The organism is Sphingomonas sp. GW822-FHT03G08 (assembly GCF_058801135.1).
Map to the genome: position 1 here is coordinate 3192919 of NZ_JBXAMZ010000001.1, position 23604 is coordinate 3216522.

At 68.6% G+C, this 23604-nt stretch carries 20 protein-coding genes and 1 riboswitch; of the genes, 11 read left to right on the top strand and 9 right to left on the bottom strand.

Annotation, left to right across the window (positions count from 1 at the left end; translation table 11 throughout):
• Nucleotides 1-37: 37 nt before the first annotated feature.
• Nucleotides 38-1432 (top strand): UdgX family uracil-DNA binding protein, encoded by a 1395-nt coding sequence (locus tag AC1RJ5_RS14905; RefSeq protein ID WP_493114032.1) that lies wholly within the window; start codon nt 38-40, stop codon nt 1430-1432.
• A 131-nt stretch (nt 1433-1563) separates the two neighbouring features.
• On the opposite strand, the gene AC1RJ5_RS14910 is transcribed toward AC1RJ5_RS14905, so the two are convergent.
• Entirely contained in the window at nt 1564-2253 is a 690-nt protein-coding gene (locus AC1RJ5_RS14910) for a DJ-1/PfpI family protein (RefSeq protein ID WP_493114034.1), read from the bottom strand.
• A gap of 18 nt (nt 2254-2271) precedes the next feature.
• Nucleotides 2272-2351, bottom strand: a riboswitch (ZMP/ZTP riboswitch).
• Nucleotides 2352-2562: 211 nt separating this feature from the next.
• On the opposite strand from AC1RJ5_RS14910, the gene AC1RJ5_RS14915 reads away from it, so the two are divergent.
• The 6 genes from AC1RJ5_RS14915 (at nt 2563) to AC1RJ5_RS14940 (ending at nt 9721) form a co-directional block, all read left to right on the top strand.
• Nucleotides 2563-3186, top strand: a complete 624-nt coding sequence (locus AC1RJ5_RS14915) for a CerR family C-terminal domain-containing protein (protein ID WP_493114036.1) — start codon at nt 2563-2565, stop codon at nt 3184-3186.
• The gene (locus AC1RJ5_RS14920; protein WP_493114038.1) at nt 3183-4190 is read left to right on the top strand and encodes an HlyD family secretion protein; all 1008 of its coding nucleotides are present in this window, start codon (nt 3183-3185) and stop codon (nt 4188-4190) included. The genes AC1RJ5_RS14915 and AC1RJ5_RS14920 overlap by 4 nt, the downstream gene beginning before the upstream one ends.
• A 138-nt stretch (nt 4191-4328) precedes the next feature.
• On the top strand, nt 4329-6056 hold the full coding sequence (locus tag AC1RJ5_RS14925; RefSeq protein ID WP_493114040.1) for an ATP-binding cassette domain-containing protein: 1728 nt from the start codon (nt 4329-4331) through the stop codon (nt 6054-6056).
• Nucleotides 6053-7183, top strand: a complete 1131-nt coding sequence (locus AC1RJ5_RS14930) for an ABC transporter permease (protein WP_184163716.1) — start codon at nt 6053-6055, stop codon at nt 7181-7183. Before AC1RJ5_RS14925 ends, AC1RJ5_RS14930 begins: the two co-directional genes overlap by 4 nt.
• Entirely contained in the window at nt 7183-8313 is a 1131-nt protein-coding gene (locus AC1RJ5_RS14935; protein WP_269573204.1) for an ABC transporter permease, read from the top strand. Before AC1RJ5_RS14930 ends, AC1RJ5_RS14935 begins: the two co-directional genes overlap by 1 nt.
• A gap of 4 nt (nt 8314-8317) precedes the next feature.
• The gene (locus tag AC1RJ5_RS14940; protein ID WP_493114043.1) at nt 8318-9721 is read left to right on the top strand and encodes an efflux transporter outer membrane subunit; all 1404 of its coding nucleotides are present in this window, start codon (nt 8318-8320) and stop codon (nt 9719-9721) included.
• Between the two features lie 122 nt (nt 9722-9843).
• Here AC1RJ5_RS14940 and AC1RJ5_RS14945 read toward each other — a convergent pair whose 3' ends face one another.
• The 3 genes from AC1RJ5_RS14945 to AC1RJ5_RS14955 are packed head-to-tail and all read right to left on the bottom strand — an operon-like array spanning nt 9844 to nt 13759.
• Nucleotides 9844-11436 (bottom strand): sensor histidine kinase, encoded by a 1593-nt coding sequence (locus tag AC1RJ5_RS14945; protein WP_493114045.1) that lies wholly within the window; start codon nt 11434-11436, stop codon nt 9844-9846.
• The gene (locus tag AC1RJ5_RS14950) at nt 11421-12122 is read right to left on the bottom strand and encodes a response regulator transcription factor (protein ID WP_269573201.1); all 702 of its coding nucleotides are present in this window, start codon (nt 12120-12122) and stop codon (nt 11421-11423) included. The genes AC1RJ5_RS14945 and AC1RJ5_RS14950 overlap by 16 nt, the downstream gene beginning before the upstream one ends.
• A gap of 11 nt (nt 12123-12133) precedes the next feature.
• Nucleotides 12134-13759 (bottom strand): DUF4153 domain-containing protein, encoded by a 1626-nt coding sequence (locus tag AC1RJ5_RS14955; RefSeq protein ID WP_493114048.1) that lies wholly within the window; start codon nt 13757-13759, stop codon nt 12134-12136.
• A gap of 111 nt (nt 13760-13870) precedes the next feature.
• Between AC1RJ5_RS14955 and AC1RJ5_RS14960 the strand changes: the two genes are divergently transcribed.
• Both AC1RJ5_RS14960 and AC1RJ5_RS14965 read left to right on the top strand, forming a co-directional pair.
• Complete coding sequence (locus AC1RJ5_RS14960) at nt 13871-15160, top strand: Hsp70 family protein (RefSeq protein ID WP_493114050.1); 1290 nt, start codon at nt 13871-13873, stop codon at nt 15158-15160.
• Between the two features lie 377 nt (nt 15161-15537).
• Complete coding sequence (locus AC1RJ5_RS14965; RefSeq protein WP_493114051.1) at nt 15538-17607, top strand: beta-glucosidase; 2070 nt, start codon at nt 15538-15540, stop codon at nt 17605-17607.
• Here AC1RJ5_RS14965 and AC1RJ5_RS14970 read toward each other — a convergent pair.
• On the bottom strand, nt 17597-18619 hold the full coding sequence (locus tag AC1RJ5_RS14970) for a Gfo/Idh/MocA family protein (protein WP_493114052.1): 1023 nt from the start codon (nt 18617-18619) through the stop codon (nt 17597-17599). The two genes, AC1RJ5_RS14965 and AC1RJ5_RS14970, sit on opposite strands and share 11 nt — an antisense overlap.
• Nucleotides 18616-19086: a heme-degrading domain-containing protein gene (locus tag AC1RJ5_RS14975; protein ID WP_342248682.1), complete on the bottom strand. Its 471-nt coding sequence runs from the start codon at nt 19084-19086 to the stop codon at nt 18616-18618. Before AC1RJ5_RS14975 ends, AC1RJ5_RS14970 begins: the two co-directional genes overlap by 4 nt.
• An 81-nt stretch (nt 19087-19167) precedes the next feature.
• Here AC1RJ5_RS14975 and AC1RJ5_RS14980 point away from each other — a divergent pair, with 81 nt between their 5' ends.
• Both AC1RJ5_RS14980 and AC1RJ5_RS14985 read left to right on the top strand, forming a co-directional pair.
• The gene (locus tag AC1RJ5_RS14980; protein ID WP_342248681.1) at nt 19168-20079 is read left to right on the top strand and encodes a TolB family protein; all 912 of its coding nucleotides are present in this window, start codon (nt 19168-19170) and stop codon (nt 20077-20079) included.
• Between the two features lie 88 nt (nt 20080-20167).
• The gene (locus tag AC1RJ5_RS14985) at nt 20168-20497 is read left to right on the top strand and encodes a hypothetical protein (RefSeq protein ID WP_493114055.1); all 330 of its coding nucleotides are present in this window, start codon (nt 20168-20170) and stop codon (nt 20495-20497) included.
• 181 nt (nt 20498-20678) lie between these two features.
• Here AC1RJ5_RS14985 and AC1RJ5_RS14990 read toward each other — a convergent pair whose 3' ends face one another.
• Genes AC1RJ5_RS14990 through AC1RJ5_RS15000 form a run of 3 tightly spaced genes read right to left on the bottom strand, consistent with a single transcriptional unit; the run spans nt 20679 to nt 23568 of the window.
• On the bottom strand, nt 20679-21419 hold the full coding sequence (locus tag AC1RJ5_RS14990; protein WP_493114057.1) for a hypothetical protein: 741 nt from the start codon (nt 21417-21419) through the stop codon (nt 20679-20681).
• Nucleotides 21416-22453 (bottom strand): Gfo/Idh/MocA family protein, encoded by a 1038-nt coding sequence (locus AC1RJ5_RS14995; RefSeq protein ID WP_493114059.1) that lies wholly within the window; start codon nt 22451-22453, stop codon nt 21416-21418. The genes AC1RJ5_RS14990 and AC1RJ5_RS14995 overlap by 4 nt, the downstream gene beginning before the upstream one ends.
• A complete protein-coding gene (locus tag AC1RJ5_RS15000; RefSeq protein WP_493114061.1) occupies nt 22450-23568 on the bottom strand; it encodes a Gfo/Idh/MocA family protein in 1119 nt (372 codons plus the stop codon). The genes AC1RJ5_RS14995 and AC1RJ5_RS15000 overlap by 4 nt, the downstream gene beginning before the upstream one ends.
• Between the last annotated feature and the right edge of the window lie 36 nt (nt 23569-23604).

Genomic DNA, 23604 nt, shown 5'->3' on the forward strand with positions numbered 1-23604 from the left:
CCCGCCTGCGCGGGGATGACGGTTTTGGAGGCAAGCGTTGCGCGTAGTTACTTTGGCAAGCGAGGATGATTTCGAGGGCTGGCGCGATGCCGCGCGCGGCCTCGCCCAGGCCGGCGTCCCCGCATCCGAGATCCTCTGGCAGGTCGGCGAAACCCCGGTCGACCTGTTCGCCGATGAAGCGGTGCTGCCCCCCGCCGCCCCGCGCCCGCTCAAGGTCCCCCGCGCGTTCCTCGACCTCGCCCAGTCGGCGATCCTCCATTCGGACCCCGAGCGCTTCGCCCTGCTCTACGCGCTGCTCGCGGGCGATCCCCACCGCGTCGCCGACGCGGCCGATCCGCTGGTCCGCCGGCTCGAGGGCATGGCCCGCGAGGTCCGCCGCGACATCCACAAGATGCGCGCCTTTGTCCGCTTCCGCGAAGTCGAGGACGCGCAACCCTTTCCCGGCACCGGCGAGCCCAACACGCGCTATGTCGCCTGGTTCGAGCCGATCCACCACATCGTCCGCGCCAATGCCCGCTTCTTCGTCGAGCGCTTCACCTCGATGCGCTGGTCGATCCTCACCCCCGAGCTCTCGCTTCACTGGGATACCGAAACGCTCTCCGAAGGTCCCGGCGCAACCGCCGCCGATGCCCCGGGCGAGGACCCGGTCGAGGATATCTGGAAGACCTATTACGCGTCGATCTTCAACCCGGCCCGTCTCAAGACCGGCGCGATGCTCAAGGAGATGCCGCGCAAATATTGGAAAAACATGCCCGAGACCGCGTTGGTCAAGGAGTTGGTCGCCACCGCGCGCCAGCGGGAGACAGCGATGGTTGCGACCCAGCCCAGGCCGGGCGGCAATGTCGAGCATGCCTGGGACGCCCTGCGCGAGGAAGCCGCGCACTGCACCCGCTGCGACCTCTACAGGCACGCCACCCAGACCGTGTTCGGCGAAGGCCCGGCCGATGCCCGGATGATGATCGTCGGCGAGCAGCCCGGCGACCAGGAGGACTTGGCCGGCCACCCGTTCGTCGGCCCCGCCGGCGAAGTCTTCGACCGGGCGATGGCGCAGGCCGGGATCGACCGCGCGAGTGTCTACGTCACCAACGCGGTCAAGCACTTCAAGTTCGAGCCGCGCGGCAAGCGTCGCATCCATTCGAAGCCCGATGCCGGCGAGATCCAGGCATGCCGTTGGTGGTATGAGCAGGAGCGCCTGCTGGTGAGGCCCGAACTCACGATCGCGCTGGGCGCCACCGCCGCCCGCCAGATGCTCGGCAAGACGGTGACGATCGGCGCGGTGCGGGGCCGGGCGCTCGACCTGCCCGATGGCGGCCGCGGCTGGGTGACGGTCCACCCGAGCTACCTCCTCCGCCTGCCGGACCGCGCGAAAGCGGAGGACGAGTTCGCCGCGTTCGTCGAGGACCTCAAGGGCGCGGCGAAGGCGATGGCCTGAATCAATTCCTCCCCGAGCTTGCTCGGGGAGGGGGACCATTCGCGTAGCGAATGGTGGAGGGGCCGCCGTCGCAGACGGCGGTGTACCACCGCCGCCCCTCCCCCCAGACAAGCTGGGGGAGGATTTGCGCGCTAGAACCCCAGCCGCTCCGCAATCCCCTTCACCTTCTCCGCCCGCCCGGGCGCGAACTTCTCCACCATCGCCCGGTAGCGCGCCACCGTCTCTGCCCCGGCCCGCTCCGGCGATCCGGCATCGAACGGCGGCGCCGGATCATATTCCAGGCTCAGCTGCACGAACCGCGCATGGTCCTCGCCCCGGATCGCCGCGGTCAGCGCCAGCGCGAAGTCGATCCCCGCGGTCACCCCGCCACCGCTCACCCGATTGCGATCGAACACCACCCGCTCCGGCACCGGCTCGGCGCCGAACCAGGCGAGCTGCTCGCGCGATCCCCAATGGCAGGCCGATCGGTATCCGCGCAGCAGCCCCGCCGCGCCGAGCAGCAGCGATCCGGTGCACACGCTGGTCACCCAGGTCGCTTCCTCCGCAACCTGCCGCAACCAGCCCAAGGTCTCGGCATCCTCCATCGCCGCCACCGTGCCGAACCCGCCCGGCACGCAGAGCAGGTCCGCGCGCGGCACCTCGGCGAAAGTGGCGGTCGGATGCAGGTCGAACAGCGCATCGGTGCGCACCGGATCGCGGGTCTTCGCCACCAGGTCGAGCGTCACATTCCCCATGCGCGACAGCACCTGCGCCGGCCCGGTCAGGTCGAGCTGGGTCACGTCGGGGAACAGCAGGAAAGCGATATGCAGCGGTTCGGGCATCAGGATCCTCCAATCTCGAAGGGGTGCCCAGGCGATGCGGCGTTAGCATTCGCGCTTCCCGATGGTGCTCCATCCAGTCGCCAGTCACGCGAACAGCGGGAACCTACGCCGGTGATGCGCGTCTGTCACGCAGCACTGTCCCACCTGATCCCCGGCGAAAGCCGGGGGCCCAGGGTAACGGGCGATCCGGCAGAGAAACCCTGGGCCCCGGCTTCCGCCGGGGAGCAAAACAGGGAACCCGCCAGCAAACCCTTGCTTCACATCCGTGCATCCAATATTAGTTCGTTCGAACGAACAAGATTCGGTGCGATGACCAGCCAGATCCTGATCGACACGGCAATCGAGCAGTTCGGCCGCCACGGCTATGAAGGGGCGAGCACGCGCGAGATCGCCCGTGCCTCGGGCACGGCGATGTCGTCGATCACCTATCATTTCGGCGGCAAGCACGGCCTTTATCTCGCCGCCGCCGATCACATCGCCGCCAGCGTCAAGACCATCCAGGGGCCGGCCCTCGAAGCCGCCCGCGCCGTCGCCGAGAAGGGCAGCCGCGAGGAAGCGATCGAGGCGCTGCTTGCCGTGCTCGACGGCTTCGCGCTGATGATGCTCAGCCCACAGACCGAAGCCTGGGCGCTGTTCATCACCCGCGAGCAGCAGAACCCCACCGAAGCGTTCGACCGGCTCTATACCGGGGTGATGCAGGGCGTGGTCGAGACCTTCGTCGCCACGCTCAAGCGCGTCCGCACCGATCTCGGCGAGCGCGAGGTGCTGGCGATGGGGATCCTGCTGTTCGGCCAGTCGCTGGTGCTCCGCGTCGCCCGAGCCGCGGTCACCCGCATCCTTTCGGTCGAGACGATCGACGAGCCCACCCAGAAACTGCTCCGCGCCCGCCTGCGCGCCAACGCCCTCTGCATCCTGTCGGAGAATCCCGCATGAACCGTCGCCGCATCGCGATCCTCGTCGTCATCGTCGTGCTGGTGATCGCCGCGATCGCCACCAGCGGCTTCGGCCTGTTCCGCGCGAAGGATGACGGCGCGCTCAAGTTGAACGGCAATGTCGATATCCGCGAAGTCGATCTCGGCTTCCGGGTCAATGGTCGGATCTCGGGCATCACGGTGGAGGAGGGGGCCAAGGTCAGGCAGGGCCAGCTGCTCGCCACGCTCGATGCCGCCACGCTCGACAGCCGCATCGCCCAGGCCGATGCGAAGGTCTCGCAGGCCGAGGCCCAGCTCGCCAAGCTCCGCAACGGCAACCGCGCGCAGGATATCGCCCAGGCCCGTGCCCGGGTCGCCGCCGCCGCCGCGGTCGCCCAGGATGCCGATCGCGACTATGCCCGCCGCCAGCCCCTGGTCGAGCCCGGCGCGATCAGCCGCGACATCTGGGAGCAGACCGTCGCCACCCGCGACAAGGCCCGCGCCGATCTCGCCCAGGCCCAGCAGGCGCTGTCGCTGATGAACGCCGGCAGCCGCAAGGAAGACGTGGCCGCCGCCGCCGCCGATGTCCGCGCGGCGACCGCCGCCCGCCAGAGCGCCGCCACCGATCTCGGCGACGCCCGCCTGCTCGCGTCCACCGACGGCACCGTCGTCACCCGCGCCCGCGAGCCCGGCGCGATCGTCCAGCCCGGCGAGACGGTGCTGACGCTCGCGATCATGCGGCCGCTGCGGGTGCGTGCCTATGTCGCGGAAAGCGATCTCTCGCGGATCGGCCCAGGGATGAAGGTGGTGGTCACCGCCGACGGCAACCCGAAGCGCTACAACGGCACGATCGGCTATATCTCGCCCCGCGCCGAGTTCACGCCCAAGACGGTCGAGACCGAGAACCTCCGCACCGATCTCGTCTACCAGCTCCGCATCATCATCGACGATCCCGACGACGGCCTGCGCCAGGGCCAGCCGGTCAGCGTCTCGGTGCCGGGCGCGCGGCCCAAGCACAAGGATTGAGGAGGTGGCGTCGCTGCCCCCTCTTCTTCGTCATGCTGAACTCGTTTCAGCATCCAACGCTCCCCCGGCGATATCGCTTGAGGCGCGTTGGACCCTGAAACAAGTTCAGGGTGACGCGGGAACTTGGCTGAGGGCGAAATGACCCAACCCCTCGCCAGCACCACCGCCCTCGTAAAAACCTTCGACGCCACCACCGCGCTCGACGGTGTCTCGATGGCGATCGAGCCCGGCCGCATCACCGGCCTGGTCGGGCCGGACGGCGCGGGCAAGACCACGCTCATCCGCATCCTCGCCGGACTGATGGCGCCCACTTCGGGGACTGTTTCGGTCCTGGGGGGTAAGCCGGGGGAAAAGCTCGAAACGCTCGGCTATATGCCCCAGCGTTTCGGGCTCTACGAAGACCTCTCCGTCCTCGAGAACCTCAAACTATACGCCGAAGTGCGCGGGCTGCCCCGAAGCGAGCAGCAGGATAGTTTCGACAGGCTGCTCGCGTTCACCGATCTCGCCCGTTTCCAGGACCGGCTGGCCGGCAAGCTGTCGGGCGGCATGAAGCAGAAACTGGGGCTTGCCTGTGCCTTGGTGAAGACTCCCAAGGTGTTGCTGCTCGACGAGCCCGGGGTCGGCGTCGATCCGATCAGCCGGCGCGAGCTTTGGGCTATGGTGGGGGATCTTACCGAACAGGGCATCGGCGTGCTCTGGTCGACCGCCTATCTCGACGAGGCGGAGAAGTGCGACACCGTCTATTTGCTCAATGAAGGCAAGCTGTTGTTCGACGGTCCTCCCGCCGAGCTGACCGGCCATGTGCGGGACCGGGTGATCCGGGTGAGCGGCTTCGAGGCGCGCCGCCGCCAGTTCCTCACCCGCGCGCTCGACCGTGACGACGTGATCGACGGCACGATCCAGGGCCGCTCGGTGCGTCTGCTGGTCGCCGACGGCAAGCCGGTGCCCGATGCCCAGGCGCTTGCGGCCGGACCAGACACCGAAGTTCACACCGCCGACCCGCGCTTCGAGGACGGCTTCATCGAGCGGCTGGGCGGCGGGCCCAAGGGCACTTCCGCTCTCGCCGAACGCTACCGGACGATCCCCGAGACCACGGACTGCGCGATCGAGGCGAACGGGCTCACCAAGGTCTTCGGCGCGTTCACCGCGGCCAGGGATATGAACTTCCGCATCCCAAGGGGACAGATATTCGGTCTGCTCGGACCCAATGGCGCTGGCAAGTCGACCACCTTCAAGATGCTCTGCGGGCTACTTTCGCCAACTTCGGGGACTGGTGCGGTCGCCGGCAAGTCGCTCCGCAAGTCCGCCGCCGCCGCCCGGGCGTCGCTGGGCTATATGGCCCAGAAATTCTCCCTCTATGGCGACCTCTCGGTCCGCCAGAATCTCGATTTCTTTGCAGGGGCTTACGACCTGCCGCGCGACAAGGCGCAGCGTGCGATCGAGGCGATGATCGAGATATTCGAACTGCACGACAAGCTCGACGTCAACGCCGGCACCTTGCCTCTGGGCTTCAAGCAGCGCCTGGCGCTGGCCTGCGCGGTGATGCACGAGCCCCCGGTGCTCTTCCTCGACGAACCCACCTCGGGCGTCGATCCGGTGACGCGCCGGGAATTCTGGATGCACATCAACGGCTTGGTCGAGAAGGGGGTGACCGTATTGGTCACCACCCACTTCATGGACGAAGCCGAATATTGCGACCGCGCGACCCTGATCTATCGCGCCGAGCAGATCGCTACCGGCACCCCGGACGAGCTCAAGGCCGAAGCCGCCCGCCTCACCGGTGCCCCCGATCCGACGATGGAAGACGCCTTCATCGCCCTGATCGAGGCGTTCGACCGCAAGCGCGAGGCGCGCGAGGCCGCATGAGGTTCCGCTTCGATCTCAGGCGCTTGGCCGCATTGGTCCGCAAGGAGGCCGCGCAGATCCTGCGCGATCCATCGACCTTCCTGATCGCCTTCGTGCTGCCGATGATCCTGCTCTTCCTGTTCGGCTATGCCGTATCGCTCGACAGCACCCGCACCCGCGTCGGCCTGGTGATCCAGGACAGCAGCGCACCCGCGCTCCGCCTGGCGCAAGCCTATAGGAACTCGCGCTATTTCGAAGTGACCGAGGCCCGCACGGTGGCGCAGGTGCGCGACAAGCTGGTCGATGGCGAGCTGCGCGCGCTGATCGTCATCCCCCAGGATTTCGGCGCCGGGATCAAGCGCGGGCACATGCCGCCGATCCAGATCGTCACCGACGGCTCCCAGCCCAATACCGCCAATTTCGCAGCGGCTTACGGGGAGGGCGTGCGGGCGAGCTGGGCCGCAGCCGAAGGACTGGAGCGCAATCCCGGTGCCCGCGAGGCCCCGGTGATCGTCTCGGCGCGCTACTGGTACAACCCTGAACTCAAGAGCAAATTCTTCCTCGTTCCCGGTTCGATCGCCAATGTCATGACCATGGTCGGCACGCTGCTGACCGCGCTGGTGGTCGCCCGTGAATGGGAGCGTGGGACGATGGAAGCTATGATGGCCACGCCGATCTCGATGGCCGAGTTCATCGCCTCCAAGGTCATCCCCTATTTCTTCCTGGCGCAGGCCTCGATGACGCTTTGCGCGGTGATCGGGGTTTGGGTGTTCGGGGTGCCGTTCCGCGGCTCGATCTTCGCGCTCTATGCCATTTCCTCGGCGTTCCTGATGCCTGCGCTGGGCCTCGGCCTGTTCATCTCGGCGGCGACCAAGAACCAGTTCGTCGCCAGCCAGGTGGCGCTGCTCTCGGCCTTCCTCCCCACCTTCCTGCTCTCGGGCTTCATCTTCGAGATCGGCTCGATGCCCTGGCCGATCCAGGCGCTGACCTATATCGTCCCCGCGCGCTACCTGATCCCCAGCCTCGAGACGGTGTTCCTCGCCGGCGACCAATGGGGGCTGCTGCTGCCCAATATCGGCATCATGCTGTTGTTCGGCATGGTGTTTTTCACGCTCTCCTTCCGCGTCACCCGCCGGAGCCTCGACTGATGCGGCGGCTCCTTGAAGGCGCCGGCTTGCGCCGGTTGGTCGCCATGATGGTCAAGGAGATGTGGGCGGTGCTGCGCGATCCGCAGTCGCGGCTGGTGCTGTTCGTGCCGCCGCTGATGCAGCTGTTCATCTTCACCTATGCGACCACGCTCGACGTCAAGAATGTCGATATCGGCATCCTCGATCGCAGCTCGGGCGCGCATTCGGTCGAGCTGGTCCAGCGCATCGCCGGCAGCCCGAACTTCCGCCATATCAGGCGCTTGGCGACCCCCGCCGAGCTCAAATCGGCGATCGACAACCAGAAGGTGATCGCCGCCCTGGTGATCGACGAGGATTTCGACCGGCAGCTCGCCCGCGGCCGGAGCGCGACGATCGGCCTGGTGCTCGACGGCCGCCGCTCCAACGCCGCCCAGATCGTCACCGGCTATATCACCAATATCGCCGGCACCCTGGGTGCCGAGCTCGCCCCGCCCCAGCTGCGCGGGGCAGCGGGCGGCAGCGTGGTGACCAACTGGTACAACCCCGCGCTCGACTATATCTGGTTCACCTTACCCTCGCTGGTCGCGATCATCACCTCGGTGGCGGGGCTTGCCGTCACTTCGCAATCGGTCGCGCGCGAGCGGGAACTGGGCACGTTCGACCAGCTGATGGTCTCGCCGCTGCGCGTCCATGAGATCCTGATCGGCAAGATGGTGCCGCCCTTCATCATCGGCATGATCAACGGCAGCGTCTATCTGGTGGTTGCGCCCCTGGTCTTCGGCGTGCCCTTCACCGGATCGCTGCTGCTCTTCTTCCTGTCGCTCGGCATGTACCTGCTCGCGCTGATCGGGCTGGGCATGCTGATCTCCGCAGCCTCGCAGACCCAGCAACAGGCGTTCCTCGGCGTGTTCCTCGTCACCACGCCGCTGATCCTGCTTTCCGGCTATGCCAGCCCGATCGACAACATGCCGGACTGGCTGCAGACGATCACCTATCTCGATCCCGCCCGCTATTTCCTTACCATCGTCCAGGGGCTGTTCCTCAAGGCGATGCCGGCGGCGGCGGTGTTCCACCAGCTCTGGCCGCTGGCGCTGATCGCCTGCGTGACGCTTTCCGCCTCGGCCTGGCTCTTCCGTGCGCGCATGGAGTAACAAGATGACCCGTTCGCTCCCGCTGTTCCTGCTGCCGATGCTGCTGGCTTCCGCCTGCACGGTCGGCCCGGACTATCATGCGCCCGAGACAAAGGCCGCGCCCGACTGGCTTGAGGCAGGCGCGCCCGGCCAGGTCGATCTGCAATGGTGGGACCGGTTCGGCGATCCCCAACTCTCGGCGCTGGTCCGGCGCGCAGTGACCTCCAGCCCCGACCTCCGGGAAGCCCAGGCCCGGCTGGCCGAGGCCCGCGCCAATCGCGAGGCGATCGCCGGCGGCCGCCTGCCCAGCGTCACTGCCAAGGGCTCGGCGACCGAGAATGTGCTGAGCAACAATGGCCAGCTGCCGATCGGCAACATCCCGTTCCCCGGCTTCTCGCGCGATTTCCCGCTCTACGACCTCGGCTTCGATGCGAGCTGGGAAGTCGATCTCTGGGGCCGCCGCACTCGCCAGATGCAAGGCGCAACCGCGCGCGAGGAAAGCGCCGAATATGCCCGGCGCGATGTGATGCTCACGCTGATCGCCGAAGTCGTCCGCGGTTATATGGACCTGCGCGCCGCCCAGGCCGATGGCGCTACTGCCGAGGCGCAGGCCTCCTCGGATGCCGAGCTCGCGCGTCTCACAAAGCTCCGCTTCGACCATGGCGAAGCCTCGCGGCTCGAGCTCGACCGTGCCGACAGCGCCGCCAGGGCGAGTGCGGCAGCCGTGCCCAACGCCCGCGCCCAGGCCAGCGCCGCCGCCTATCGCATCGCCACTCTGGCCGGCGTGCCGCCCGAGCAGCTGGTGCCGGAATTGCAAATGGCGGGTCCGTTGCCGGCCAGCCCCGACGCGATCCTGATCGGCCTGCGCTCCCAGTTGCTCGAGCGGCGCCCCGATGTCCGCCGCGCCGAACGCGAGCTTGCGGCGGCGACCGCCGATATCGGTGTCGCCACCGCTGATCTCTTCCCGCGCTTCAGCCTGCTCGGCAGCATCGGCCAGCAGGCGCGCAAGCCCGGCGATCTCGTCTCGGGCGATTCCTTCCGGCTCCAGATCGGGCCGAGCTTCTCCTGGCCGATCTTCCAGGGCGGCACGATCCGCGCCCAGATCCGCGCCGCCGATGCCCGCGCGGATGCCGCTGCGGCGCGTTACGAAAAGGCCGTGGTCGGCGCGCTCTCGGACAGCGAGGTGGCGATCAACCGCTTCCTCAACGCCCGCGCCGCCGCGGAGGACGCCGCGGTGTCGCTGGAACGCGAGCAGAGTGCGTTCTCGCTTGCCCAGAAACGCGCGGATCGCGGCGAGGACGATCGGCTGACGCTCGAACGTGCCCGGCAGTCGCTGCTCGCCGCCACCCGCCGCGACCAGCAGGCCCGCGCCGCCAAGGCGCAGGCGGCGACCGCGCTCTACAAGGCGCTCGGCGGCGGCTGGAGCTGAGCGCGCCCGGAAAGCTAGCAATGTAGGATTTCGCCTGCTCCAACTGGCGGATGCAGGCCGGCTTCCTTCCCTTCGCAGATCGCGTTTGCCCGGCGCAGCAGCGCAAAATCGGTCGGGCAGATCTAGACGGCCGGCACGCGAATTTCGAAACACGTCCCGGTTTCCGCCGTTCCCAGCGCGATCGTGCCGCCATGCGAGGCGAGCAGCGAGCGCGCGATCGGCAGGCCCAGGCCGGTACCCCCGGTGGCGCGGCGGCTGGTGAAGAAGGGCTCGAAGATGCGCGCGCGATCGGCCTCGGGAATGCCGGGGCCGTCATCGGCGATGGTCAGCAGGATCTCGCCAGCCGCCTGCATCGCCGCCATCCGAACCCGAGTTGCGCCGGCCTGGCGGCTGTTCTCGACCAGACTCTCGACGATCGCCTCCAGCATGGTGCTGGGTAGCGCCGCGCGGGGCAGGGCCTCGGGCAGGTCGAGCGTGATCGCCAGTCCGCGATCCGTCCAGGCATCGGCGATCCGGCGCAGCGGCAGGGCGACATCGGTGGCGGCGTCCGCATCGGCCTCGGCCATGTCCGCCCGCGCCAGTTCCAGCAAGCGAGTGACCAGCTGGGCCAGGCGATCCGCATCGGCGCCGGCATTGGCGAGGAAGCGGCGGCGGTCCGCCTCGTCCATGTCGGCATGATGGTCTTCGAGGATCTCGATCGCGCCGCGAATGCCGGCGAGCGGAGTCTTGAACTCGTGGCTCACCGCATGGGCGAAGTCGCGCAGATAGCGCGAACGCCGGTCGATGGCGTCCGCCATCGTCGCGAAATCGCTGTAGAGCGCCTGGATCTCGATCGCGGCGGTACGCGGCGCCTCGGGCACGGTGCCGCCGCCGCGCGCCACGTCGCGGGTCGCCTGGCTCAATATCTCGATCGGCCGCGCGATGCCGCGCGAGAGCAGGCCGCTCAATACCACCAGGGTCGCGAAGATCGCGCCGATGCCGAACAGGATCTTGCCGCGATCCTCGTAAAGGCCGCGGAACAGCGCGCGTGGTGAGCGGGAGAGCAGCAATACCGCGACCATCTTGCCGTTCACCAGCACCGGCCGGGCATGGTGGATGCGCAGGCCCGAGGCGCGGCTCAGCCATTCAAAGGCATATTCGGGACGATAGTCGCCGCGCCGGCGCAGCATCGTTTGGGGGTGGCCGGCACGCGCCGAGGCCAGCTCGGGCAGGCCGGCCAGGCTCTTGCCCGCATCCTTGCCGATCAGGATGCGGCCATCGGGGGCGAGCAGCAGGATCGAGGCGAGCGTGCCGTCCGCCGTCGTCTCTACCAGCGGTGCGAGCCGGGCGGCGGCGGCGAGCGCATCGGGGTTGGCGCTGCCGGGCACGGCCACCGGTTCGGGACGCTCGGGGCCAGGGGCGTTGCCCAGGTCGATGGTCGAGAGCGGCCCGCCCGCCATCCCGCGCGAGGCGCGCGGCGGCTCGCGGATCAGCTCGGGGCCGCTCGATCCCGGCCATTCGGCGCTGGCAACTGCCGCCAGGGCCGTCCCTTGCGCGATCAGCTCCGCCTCGGTCTGGCGGACCAGCGTGTTCTCGTAGACGCGCAGGAACAGCGCGCCGACGCCGGGCAGAGCCGCCACGAACACGAAGGTGACGAGCAGGATCGTCCGCAGCCTCAGCCGCGGCCAGAAGCGCCGGATCGGCGCCTTGATCGCTTCGGTCAGCCTTCCGAACATGCGCCGATGCGATAGCCGATGCCGGGGCGCGTCTCGATCAGGTCCTGCGCGCCCGCCTGGGCGAACTTGGCGCGCATGTTGCGGATATGGCTGTCGATCGTACGGTCGGTCAGCGCGAAGCCGGGGCCGCGCAGCCGGTCGATCAGCGCGTCGCGGCTGAACACCTTGGAGGGCATGCCCGCCAAGGTGCGGAGAATGCCGAACTCGGTGACGGTAAGCGGCACCGGCGCGCCTGCCCAGCGCGCTTCCCAGCTCTCGGTATCGAGGGCCAGCCTGCCATGGCGGATCGGCGGGGCGGCGCGATCGACATCGGGCGCGTGGGCGGCGGTGCGACGGAGCACCGCCATCACCCGGGCAACCACTTCGCGAGGGGAGAAGGGCTTGGTGACATAATCGTCCGCGCCCAGCTCGATGCCGATGATCCGGTCGATCTCGTCGTCGCGGGAGGAGAGGAACAGGATCGGCAGCCCGCCCTCGGCGCGCAGGCGGCGGCAGACCTCCAGCCCATCCATGCGCGGCATGTTTATGTCGAGCACGATCAGATCGGGCGCCTGGGTCTCGGCGATCTTCAGCGCCTCCTCGCCATCGGCTGCCTCGAGCGTCTCGAGCCCGGCCTTGGCGAGGGCGAAGACGAGCAGCTGGCGGATATGGGGATCGTCATCGGCGACAAGGATGGTGCGGGGCATGGGGCATTGGATCATCGCGACGCTGCTCCGGTCAATGGCGGAGTGGCATTGGCCGTGGCGTTGGCGACCGCGGCCTCGGTCGCCTGGGCCGCTGCCTCCGCCGCGCTGGCAGCGGTTGTCGGAGCGGGTTCGGGTTGGCTCGGCGGGGCCGGCAGCTGAATCGAGCCGTCGCAATCGCGGAAGGCGCCGGGCGGCAGGGCTGCGGGCTTGGGCGGGTTGGCGCCGAGCATGTGGCGGGCAGTGGCCAGCCGCTGGGCACCGCGCCAGGTCCAGCTGCGCCAGTCGGCTTGGGCGTCGGCGAGCATCCGGAATTGAAGGTCGCGGACGAAGCGCACCCGGTCGCGGAAGCCGGGCTGGAGCGGGCGGCGCTCGAGCTCGACCAGCGAAACCAGCGACGAGGAACCGCTGCGCGACAGGTAGCAGAGGTCCAGTTCCACCCCGCGTCCGCCGACTTCGCGGGCATGGCGGACATTCCAGGCGGCCGCACTCGCGTCGAGATCGACGACGCTCGCGGCACTCAGCACCAGTACGGCCATCAGCGCATTGGCGTTGATCAGCCAGGCGGCGCTCTTGCCCGCAAGCATCCGCCAGCAGATCAGCGCCAGCCCGATCGCCACCAGCCCCATCCAGGCCAGCGCGGCGATGCGGAAAGCAGTGAGCGAATAGGCCTCGACATAGTCGAGCGTGCGCAGGATCGACGAGGCGACGAGCAGCAGGTTCTGCGCTACCCACAGCACCACCAGCCGCCGGATCGCGGGGTTGGCGGCGCTCGCCGAGCCGGGCCGCAGCGCGATCAGTACGAACAGCCCGGCGAGCAGGGCCGTGGCGATCAGCGGATAGGCGCCGCGATGGGCATAGTCGGCCAGCGTCATACCCTTGGGCAGCGCCGCGCCGCTCCACAGGAAGGCGAGATCGAGCCCGTTCTGGACCGCGAATACCAGGTTGAAGAGGAGCAGCGACAGGAGCAGCGACGCGGCGGGAATGCTCGGCAGCGGCATCTCGGCGCGCGGCAGCAGCGTGGCGATGCGGGTTGCCCAGCGCGCGGGACGCAGGCTGGGCCAGACCACCACCAAAGTCATGCCCCAGAAGAGAACCTCCCCGAACCAGGGCAGGCGGACCTGGCCGAGCGTCTCGGCGATGATCGGATTGGCGCTGGCGAACAGCGCGACGAACAGCCCGGTCATCGCCAGCGGTAGGACGAGCAACGTCAGCAGGTTCGACGGAGTGCGCCCGCCGCGCTGCGGGCGCCGGCGCGACAGGCGGGCCAGGTCGAGCAACGGGGTAAGCGGGCCGCTCAATCCATGCGCGAGCAGGCGCAGGCCCCAGCGTCCGGCATCGTCGAACCGCCCGATTCGCGGCATCAGCGCGGCGATCGACAGCGCGCTCCAGAACAATGCCCAGCCGAGCGGCCACGGATCATAGGCCAGCACCAGCGCGAAGCCGGCCGCGATTGCCAGGGCGATCAGGCTCGCGGGGCGGCGCAGCGCCGGGCGGACGGCGAGCAGCAGGCCGATCCAGCCGAGCGCCAGCCCGCCGAACCAGGATCCCATCTCGCCGTTCAGCAGCAGCTGGTCGGCGGCGACGATCAGCAGGATCGCGGCGGGGATCTTGAGCAGGAAAAGGTAACGATGCGCCATGCGGGTCTCCCAGGTTCGGGGGTGCTGATCGCGCATCGCCGTCCAGCCCGGATGCCGAAGCCGGTGGAGAGGCTGTGCAGATAGTGTGCAGGGCGATAGAGGCGCCCGACCATGACTCAGCTTCCCGCCCTTGGCTTCGATTTCGGCACCACCAATTCCGTCGCGGCGCTCGCTGTCGATGGCCGCTCCGAGCTGGTCCAGCTTGCCGGGCCGGAGCGTGCCGATCCGGTGTTCCGATCGGCCCTGTGCTTCTGGCAGGACGAGGATGTGCGCGGCGGGCTGGCGGTGGCTGCCGGCCCCTGGGCGATCGCCGAATATCTCGAGTTCCCGGAGGGCAGCCGCTTCCTCCAGTCGTTCAAGTCGGTCGCGGCGAGCGCGAGTTTCGAGCATGCGATCGTCTTCGAAAAGCGCCTGCGCTTCGAGGAGCTGGGCCGCACCTTTCTCGGGCTGATGGCGGCACGGGCGGGCGGCGCGCTGGACGGCGGCGCACGCCGCGTCGTGGTCGGCCGGCCGGTCGAATATGCCGGCAGCCGGCCCGACGACGCGCTGGCCCGCCAGCGCTATGACATGATGTTCGCGGGCTTCGGGGCCGAGATCCATTATGTCTATGAGCCGCTGGGCGCCGCGTTCAGCTATGCCTCGCGGATCGAGGAGCCGGCGACGGTGCTGGTCGCCGATTTCGGCGGCGGCACCAGCGATTTCTCGGTGGTGCGGATCGAGGCACCGGGCGCGGCGCGGCGCTGCGTGCCGCTGGCCCATGCCGGCGTCGGCATCGCCGGAGACCGGTTCGACCAGCGCATCGTCGAGCATCTGGTGCTGCCGCTGCTCGGCAAGGGCGGCAGCTATCGCTCGTTCGACAAGGTCCTCGACATCCCCGGCGGCTGGTTCACCGACTTTTCGGACTGGTCGCGCCTCGCGCTGATGCGCAACCGCAAGACGCTGGCCGAGCTCGAGAAGCTCAAGCGCGCCGCGCTCGATCCCGAGGCGATCGGGCGGATGATCGCGGTGATCGAAGGCGAGCTTGGCTATCAGCTCTACCACGCGATCGGCGCGCTCAAGCGGGCGCTCTCCTCGGACGAGGCGGCGCACTTCCATTTCGAGGGCGGTGAGCTGGCGATCGAGGCCGATGTGACCCGCGCCGAGTTCGAGGACTGGATCGCGCCCGATATCGCCCGGATCGAAGCGGCGGTGGACCGCGCGCTGACCATGGCCGGCACCGAGCCCCAGGCGATCGACCGGGTGTTCCTGACCGGCGGCACCTCGCTGACCCCGCGTGTCCGCCGGCTGTTCGCCGAGCGCTTCGGCACCGAGAAGCTGGCGACGGGCGGCGAGCTCACCTCGATCGCGCATGGCCTGGCGCTGATCGGGCAGGAGCCGGACATCGCCGCCTGGACGGCGTGATCCAACATCCCGGGCGACGGCGACTCGCCAAAGTACACGAAGTACAGGCCAGGAGCGGGTTTTCCGGCCCGCAATTTTGACCTTGTCTACGGGAACGCGCCGCATCCCGCACGATCGTTGCGCGCGGCGGATCCTATCTTTCCTGCAGCTTCAAGGAGCGGCTGACCCCGGGTCGGCCGCGCAAGCCGAGCAGGCGAAATCCTACATTGCAAGGCTCGCCCACCCCCGAATCTTCGCTTTCAATCTTTCCAAGCTCTTGCTTGTATGCTTTAGCGCTAATTCTGCTTTGGGAATCCAGGGCGGCGACAAGCAGAATGGAGAGGGCGCGCGTGGTCACGGGATCGATTTCGGAAGAAGCAGGCGCAAAATCGGGCTGGATGCCGGCCAAGGGCGCCAGCGCGCAGGAAATCGATGCACTGGTGACGCGGGTGCTCGCCGAGCTGACCCTCGACGAGAAGGTCACGATGATGTCCGGCAAGGGCTTCTTCGATGCGCTCGCCGAGGACGATCGGATCTGGGGCGCGCGGCCCTATCGCGCCGGCGGCGGCGCCGAGCGGCTGGGCATCCCGCCGCTGATGTTCACCGATGGTCCGCGTGGCGTCACCCGGGTCGGCTCCACCTGCTTCCCCTGCACCATGGCGCGCGGCGCCACCTTCGATGCGGCGCTGGAGCGGCGCGTCGGCGAAGTGATGGGCGTGGAGGCGCGCGCGCAGGATTGCAGCTTCTCGGGCGCGGTCTGCATCAACCTGCTGCGCCACCCCGCCTGGGGCCGCGCGCAGGAGACCTATGGCGAGGATCCCTGGCATCTCGGCGTGATGGGCGCTGCGATGGGCACCGGCATCCAGGCGCATAACGTGATCGCCACGGTGAAGCATTTCGCGCTGAACTCCATGGAAAACGCACGCTTCAAGGTGAACGTGACCGCCGACGAGCGCGCGATGCACGAAGTCTATCTGCCGCACTTCAGGCATTGCCTCGACGCCGGCGTGGCGACGGTGATGACCGCATACAACAAGGTGAATGGCGAGTTCTGCGGCCAGAGCCGCGCGCTGCTGACCGATGTGCTGCGCGGCGAATGGGGCTTTGAAGGGTTCGTCCATTCGGACTGGGTGCGCGGCGTCCACAAGGTGTACGGCGCCGCCGCCGGGCTCGACGTGGAGAATCCCGAGCCGCTTGTGTTCGGCGAGAAGCTGGTCGCCGCGGTCGAGGCCGGGACGATCGAGCCCGAGGTGATCGACCAGGCATGCCGCCGCATCCTCACCACCCAGTTCCGCTTCGCCGCGCAGGAAGACCCGCTGGAGGATTACTCGAAGGACCTGATCGCGCAGGACAGCCATCGTGCGCTGGCCCGCGAAGTGGCCGAGAAATGCGCGGTGCTGCTCGAGAATGACGGGACCCTGCCGCTCGATCGCGCCAAGGTGCGCAAGCTCGCGGTGCTGGGTAGCCTCGCCGATATGGAGAATACCGGCGACAACGGATCGAGCCGGGTGCGCACGCCCTATGTCATCACCCCGCTCCAGGGCCTGCGCGCGCTGCTTGGTGACGATGCCGTGGCCTATGCCAGCGGCGAGGACCTGGGTGCCGCGACGCAGCTGGCGCGCGAGGCCGATGCCGTGGTCGTGGTCGCCGGCTTCACTGCCAAGGAAGAAGGCGAGTACATCATCGGCGACATCGCGCTCGGCGCCGATGGCAAGCCGGGCCGTCCGAGCATCTCGAAGGAGCCGATCGGCGGCGACCGGTTGTCGCTGGGCCTGCCCGAAGCGCAGGTCGCGCTGATCCGCGCGGCGGCGGCGAGCGGCAAGCCGGTGGTCGTCGTGTTGGTCGTCGGCTCGGCCGTACTGGTCGAGGAATGGCGCGAGGATGCCAGCGCGATCCTGATGAGCTTCTATGCCGGCATGGAAGGCGGTCATGCGCTGGCCAGCCTGTTGTTCGGCGAGGTCAGCCCCTCGGGCAAGCTGCCCTTCACCGTGGCGCGCGATGCGGGGGACTATCCGTTCTTCGACCGCGATGCCGATGCGATCGAGTATGACCGCTGGCACGGCTATACCAAGCTCGACCGCGACCAGGTGACGCCGCGCTACGCCTTCGGCCATGGCCTGTCCTATGCGCGCTTCGCCTATCGTGGGCTTACCGCGCGTGCGGTGGATGGTGCGATCGAAGTTTCGGTCGCGGTGCGCAATGACGGCGAGATGGCCGCCGAGGAAGTCGTGCAATGCTATATCGGCGCACCGGGCATCGACGCCGAGCAGCCTCTCAAGCTGCTCCGCGCCTTCGACCGTGTCGCGCTGGCGCCGGGCGAGACCGGGATCGTGCAGCTATTCGTCAGCCTCGAGAGTCTCTGCTGGCGCGATCCGGCGACGCATGGCTGGCGGCTGGAGGCAGGCGACTATCGCGTGCTGGTCGGCGGTGCGTCCGACCAGCTGATCGAGACGCGCGTTACGCTCTGATCTCGGCCAGCCAGCGATCGACGATGCGGGCAGTGGTGATGCTGTCCGCCGCGTCGAGGCCGGGCTGGGCGAACTCGCGGCTGCCCGACCGGATCGCCCGGTTCGCGGCTTCGAACTGGAAGCTGTAGAGGTGGCGCGGTTCCTCGACCGCAAAGTCCTCGCGGCTGCCGTCCGGGCGGATCAGGCGCATGGTGTTCACCCCACCGGTCTTGCCGCCGGCGAACCAGAACTGATCGACCTCGAGCCGGCCGGTGGTACCCATCACATGCAGCACATTCTCCTGGCGCACGCTGATCGAACAGGAGAGATCGGCGGTGATCCCGCCGGGGAAGCGGAGCAGCGCCGAGGTCCATTCATCGACACCGCTCGGGCCGATATGGCCGATTGCCCGGATCATATTGGGCATCGGGATGGCACCGCCGGTCCGGGCACCGGCGATCAGCCCGGCCATCGATACCGGATAGCCGGCCAGGTCGAGGATCGCGCCGCCGCCGAGCTCGGGCTTGAACAGCCGGTGGCCGGCCCGCGCTTCCTCGGGCACCGCGAAGCCGAAGCTCGAGCGGATCATCCGGATCGCGCCGATCGCGTCGGCACGGATCAGTTCGGCGATGCGGGTGGCAAGCGGGTGGAAGCGGTACATGAAGGCTTCGCCGAGGAAGGTGCCCGCGGTACGGGCGGCGAGGAACATCGCTTCGGTCTCGGCGGCGCAGACGCCCATCGGCTTCTCGCACAGCACATGCTTGCCGGCCTGCGCGGCGGCGATTGCCCAGTGCGCGTGATGGCTGTGTGGGGTGGCGATATAGATCGCGTCGATCCCCGGATCGGCGATCAGCGCCTCATAGCCGGTGACGGTGCGGATGCCGGGGAAATGCGCGGCGAGCTCGGGCCGGTTCGGGTTGCGGGTGCCGAGCGCGGCGATCGTCCCGGTGGTCGAGCCCGCGGCACCTGCCAGGAAGTCGCGGGCGATGTTGCCGGGGCCGAGGATGCCCCAGCGCACGGGTGCGGCGCTCATGCCTGGGCCTCCTGGTGCGCCTTCAATGCGGCGAGCGCGTCGACGGCGTAGCGATGATCCTCCTCCTGGGCGAGGCCGCTGATCGCGACCGCGCCGATCACCCCGGTGCCGGCGATCCGGATCGGCACCGCCCCGCCGGCGGCGACATGGGTGCCAAGGTTCAGGCCGAAGCGATCGAAAGCGCCCGGCGGCGCGGCATCGAACTTCAGGCGCATCGCATAGCTGGAACGCTCGAAGCGCATCACCAGCGCGATCTTGCGGTCGATCCAGCCGAGATTGTCGGCCGTGGCGCCGGGCAGCAGCGCGCTGAACAGCTTTGTGCCGGCGCGGCGGATCTCGATCGCGATCGGGGCACTGGCTGCCGCCCCGCGCTTGCGCAGATGGCAGCCGAGCCACCAGGCGTCGTCGGCGTCGAAGCGCTGCAGCAGGAGTGATTGCTCCTCGCGGTCGATTGCTTCCAGCTCCATTGCCCGCTCTCCGATTATGATTTAATTTAGCGCTAAATCTACCAGGTCCCGATCAATGTCAAATAGCGGAGAGGCACGCACATGACGACGATTTCCAAGGCGCCCCCGGGGGCCAATCCCGCGCACGGACCGTTCCGCCCGCTGCTGCCGGGGCAGGTATCGCAGGTGCGGATCATAAACCGCGACGGCAGCGAGGACCGGCTGGTGCTGGAGGCTGACCGGCTGCTCGAAGCGCCGAACTGGACGCCCGATGGCAGCGCGCTGATCGTCAATGGCGGAGGGCATCTGTTCCGCCTGAAGCTGGCGGGTGCGCCCGAGCTGGAGCCGATCGCGATCCACGGCATCGACGATGCCAACAACGACCATCTGCTCTCGCCCGATGGCCGGACGCTCTACATCACGGCCGCGCGCAAGGTGCATGCGGTGCCGGTGACCGGCGGCACGCCGCGCCAGGTGAGTCCGGAGGATGGTCTCGCCTATTATCTCCACGGCATCGCGCCCGATGGCAGCGAGCTCGCCTGTGCGACGATCCGGCCGGGCGACACGCTGCACTGGGGCATCGCGATCGTGCCCGAAGCCGGCGGCCCGGCGCGGCAATTGCTCGAAGGACCGGCGCCGGTCGACGGGCCCGAATGGTCGCCCGATGGCGCGTGGATCTGGTTCAATGGCGAGCTGGAAGCCAGCGTGCCCGGCGATGCCAGCCTGTTCCGGATGCGGCCCGATGGCAGCGAGATCGAGCGGCGGAGCGAAGGCAATCGGGTCGACTGGTTCCCGCATCCCGATCCCGCCGGCGAGACGATCGCCTATATCAGCTTCCCCGAGGGGACGGAGGGGCATCCGCCCAATTTGCCGGTCGAGCTGCGGACGATGCCGGCCGAGGGCGGCGCGGTGCGGACGATTGCCCGCTTCTTTGGCGGGCAGGGATCGATCAACGTCAACAGCTGGTCGCCGGATGGGGAATGGCTGGCCTATGTGGCGTATCCGGTGGGGTAGGGTGCTTCAGTTGGGTCGAAGTCCGAAACCGGCAGTCTGCTCTCGGCCCAGTTGCGGACGTTCGCCGCTTCGCTACAATCACGGCTGCGTGGGGAGAGTTGCCGTGTTTTGGAGGAAGTCGCAGAAGGAAGCCAACCACGGTCTCGCGGGGCGGTGGGCTGTTGATCCGACCGACGCGACGACGATTGGAGAGCTTGGCGACGCTGTCCTTCAGTTCGATCCCGACGGCAGGCTCACCTACACAATCAGGTTACCGGACAAAGACCAGATTATGCTGCTGACCTACCGGGTTCAGGGCAACATAATCATTACCGATCAGCCATCCCACCCGGACGAGCAGAGGAGCGAGTTCGAGGTCACCGAGGACAAGCTGATGGTTGCGTTCGGCGGGCAGCGATCTCATTTCGTACGGCTCTAACGTCAGCTTCTCACCCAAAGTCGGCCGTTCAGTATCGGGCCTAAAGTAGCCATTGGGGCTTCACCCCCTTGTTCCCCGGCGAAGGCCGGGGCCCAGTCTCGGCGCAATTAGAGAGGGCAGTCGAACCTCTCGAACGACGTGGCAACTGGGCCCCGGCCTTCGCCGGGGAGCAGGGTTTCCCTTAGACGCCGATGCCATCCAGCAGCCCGAGCAGGCGGATTGCCGTCTCGATCTGCCCACCATCCCCGGTGCCTTCGGTCAGCCGCACGTGCAGCGCTCGCCACGAGGCGCGAAGGCCGCCTTCGTAGCGCGGGAGCGCGGTGCGGGTGCCGGTGGCGTCGAACAGGCGGACTTCGGCCGGGGTGGAGACGGCGATGTCGTTGATGACGATCTCGCGCCGCAGCGTGCGGGAGACGGTTTCCAGCGCATAGCGGGTGCGGAAGCTGCGCCGGGCGCTGACCCGGGTGCCGTTCCAGCTGCCGGCGCTGTCGATCACCAGCGCGATCTCGTTTGGCGTGGTTGCGAGCAGGCGCAGGCCATCGGCATGGCAGCCGAGCGTGTCGAGCAGCATCAACAGCTCGAACAAGGCGGCGCGAAGCGACCCGGTGGTCTCGGCGGCGGCATCGACGATCAGCGGCACGTCCTCGGCCTGGGCGCGGATGCTGTCCCGCGCCGCTTCGGGCAGCGCGGCGGCGGCGGCAAGCGCCAGCCCGATCGGGCGGCCGGTGGCGGCCAGGCTGCGCAGCGCTTGTGCCGAGGCGAGGCCGGGCGCGACGATCATCACCGCGCCGTTGCCGGCATCGGGAAGCGCGTCGCCGCGGACAGTGTGGACGTCCGCGCCCGCCGCATCGATCACGAAGCGATTGGGCAGGGTGGCGAGCACGGCCTGCTGGTCGGCCGGCGTCACATGGAGCTGCTTCACGACACGATCTCCATCACTTCGGCGGCGGCGTCGGCAAGGTCGAGCGCGAAGGCGAGATCCTCGACCGCGACATCGAACGGCGTGTCGAGCGGTACGCCGCGCGTCACCACGTCATGCAGGTGGCGCCACTGCGCCGCATAGCCGTTGTCGGCATGGCTGAAGCCATAGCTGCCGCGCGCATCGCTGAGCGTCGCGCGGCCCGAGCCGGCGGAGATGTAGGACGGGCCGAAATCGACATGGAGCCGGCGCTCGGCGTTCGATGCCTCGAAGCTCCAGGAGGGCGGCCATTGGCCGGGCATCACTGCGAGCAGCTCGGCGATCTGGTCGCCATTCCGCATCAGCACCGAATAGCCGAAGGGCGGATGGCGGCGCGCCTCCACCACTTCGCCGAGCTGCGGATAGAGCCGCCGGATCAGCGGGACGTGGTGGATGGCGAGGCCGAGGATGGTCTGGCGCAGGCGCTCGCGCTGGAATTCGGGCGGCTGGTCGGCGGGTGGTGCGGGCGGCGGCGGGGAGGGGAAGGCTTCCTCGGTCGCTGCGTTCACGAACTGGGCGTTGGGCGGCACGAAGATCGCCGAGCGGATGCGGGTGGCGCGCTGGCCCTCGGCTTCCCAGGCGGCAAGCCCGGCGCGAAAGCCCGGATCATACCAGTGCATCGTGCCGACCAGCACGGTCATGCCGGTCTCGGCGACGACGCGGCCGACTTCTTCCGCCTGTTCGCGGCTGACCGCGAGCGGCTTCTCGACCAGCGCGGCGCGCTTGCCGGCGCGGGCGGCGGCGACGAGCTGCTCGGCATGGAAGGCATGCGGGCTGCAGATCGCGACCACGTCGATCGCCGGATCCTCGATCACCGATGCGGGATCGGTGACACCGATGGCGCCGCAGCGCGCCGCGACGATGTCTGCCACCTCTGCGTTGACGTCCATCACCTTTCCGACCCGCCACAGCTCGGGCATCCGGGCCAGCGTCGGCAGGTGGATCGCCTGGGTGACGGGGCCGGCGCCGAAGAAGCCGATGGTCAGCGGCGCGCTCATGCGAGTGCCGTCCAGCCGGCGCGATCGGCACTGGCCCGCACCGCCGTCTCGACGAAGCGCATCGTGCGCACGCCGTCCTCGATGCCGGGCAGGACGGTGCCGATCAGCGCGGTGTCGCCGTCGATCGCCTTGGCGAAGTCGCGATACTGGACCGCGAAGCCGGCAAGGATCGAGCCGCCGAAGCCGGGCGGCAGCGGCTCGCGGACCAGCAGGCCGGGCGACATCGGGCTGAGCAGCGACACCGCGCCGTCGGCCGCGACGAAGCGCAGCGTCTCGGGCGCCTCGGCATGCCAGTGGAGCGCGCCCTTCTCGCCGAACACCTGCAGCGTGAAGCCGAGACGCTCGCCGACCGCCACCTGCGACGAAGCCAGCACGCCCGAGGCGCCGCCGGCGAAACGCATCAGGATATTGGCGTCGTCATCGAGCGCGCGGCCGGGGACGTGCGTGCGGACATCGGCGACGATCTCGCTGACCGTGTCGCCGGTGACATATTCGGCAAGGTGGAAGGCATGGGTGCCGATGTCCGAGATGCAGCCGCCCACGCCCGAGCGCGACGGATCCATCCGCCAGGCGGCGCGGGGATTGCCGGCCTGCTCCAGCGCGTTCGCCAGCCAGCCCTGGTTGAAGGTGACGACTACCTTGCGCACCGCGCCGATCATGCCCGCGGCAATGCGGGCGCGGGCCTCGCGGATGATCGGGAAGCCCGAATAGGTGAAGGTGAGCGCGTAGAGGCTGGTGCCGGCGGCGAGCGCGTCGCGCAGCTGTTCGGCTTCGGCGAGCGTCGCGGTGGCGGGCTTGTCCGACATCACATGGAGCCCGGCCTCGATCGCGGCCAGCGCGGCAGGCAGGTGGAGATGGTTGGGGGTGGCGATCGCCAGCACCTGGATGCCGTCGGGGCGGGCAGCTTCCGCGGCGATCATCTCGGTGTGGCCGGCATAGCAGCGATCGGGCGCCACGCCATAATTCGTTCCTGCTGCGCGCGCGCGCTCGGGATCGCTGGAAAAGGCGCCGGCGACCAGTTCGAACCGCCCGCTCAGCTGCGCGCCCAGCTGATGCATCGGGCCGATGAAGGAGCCGATGCCGCCGCCCACCATGCCCAGCCTGATCTTCGCCATCACGCGACTCTCCCTTCTATGTGTTCTGATTAAGTT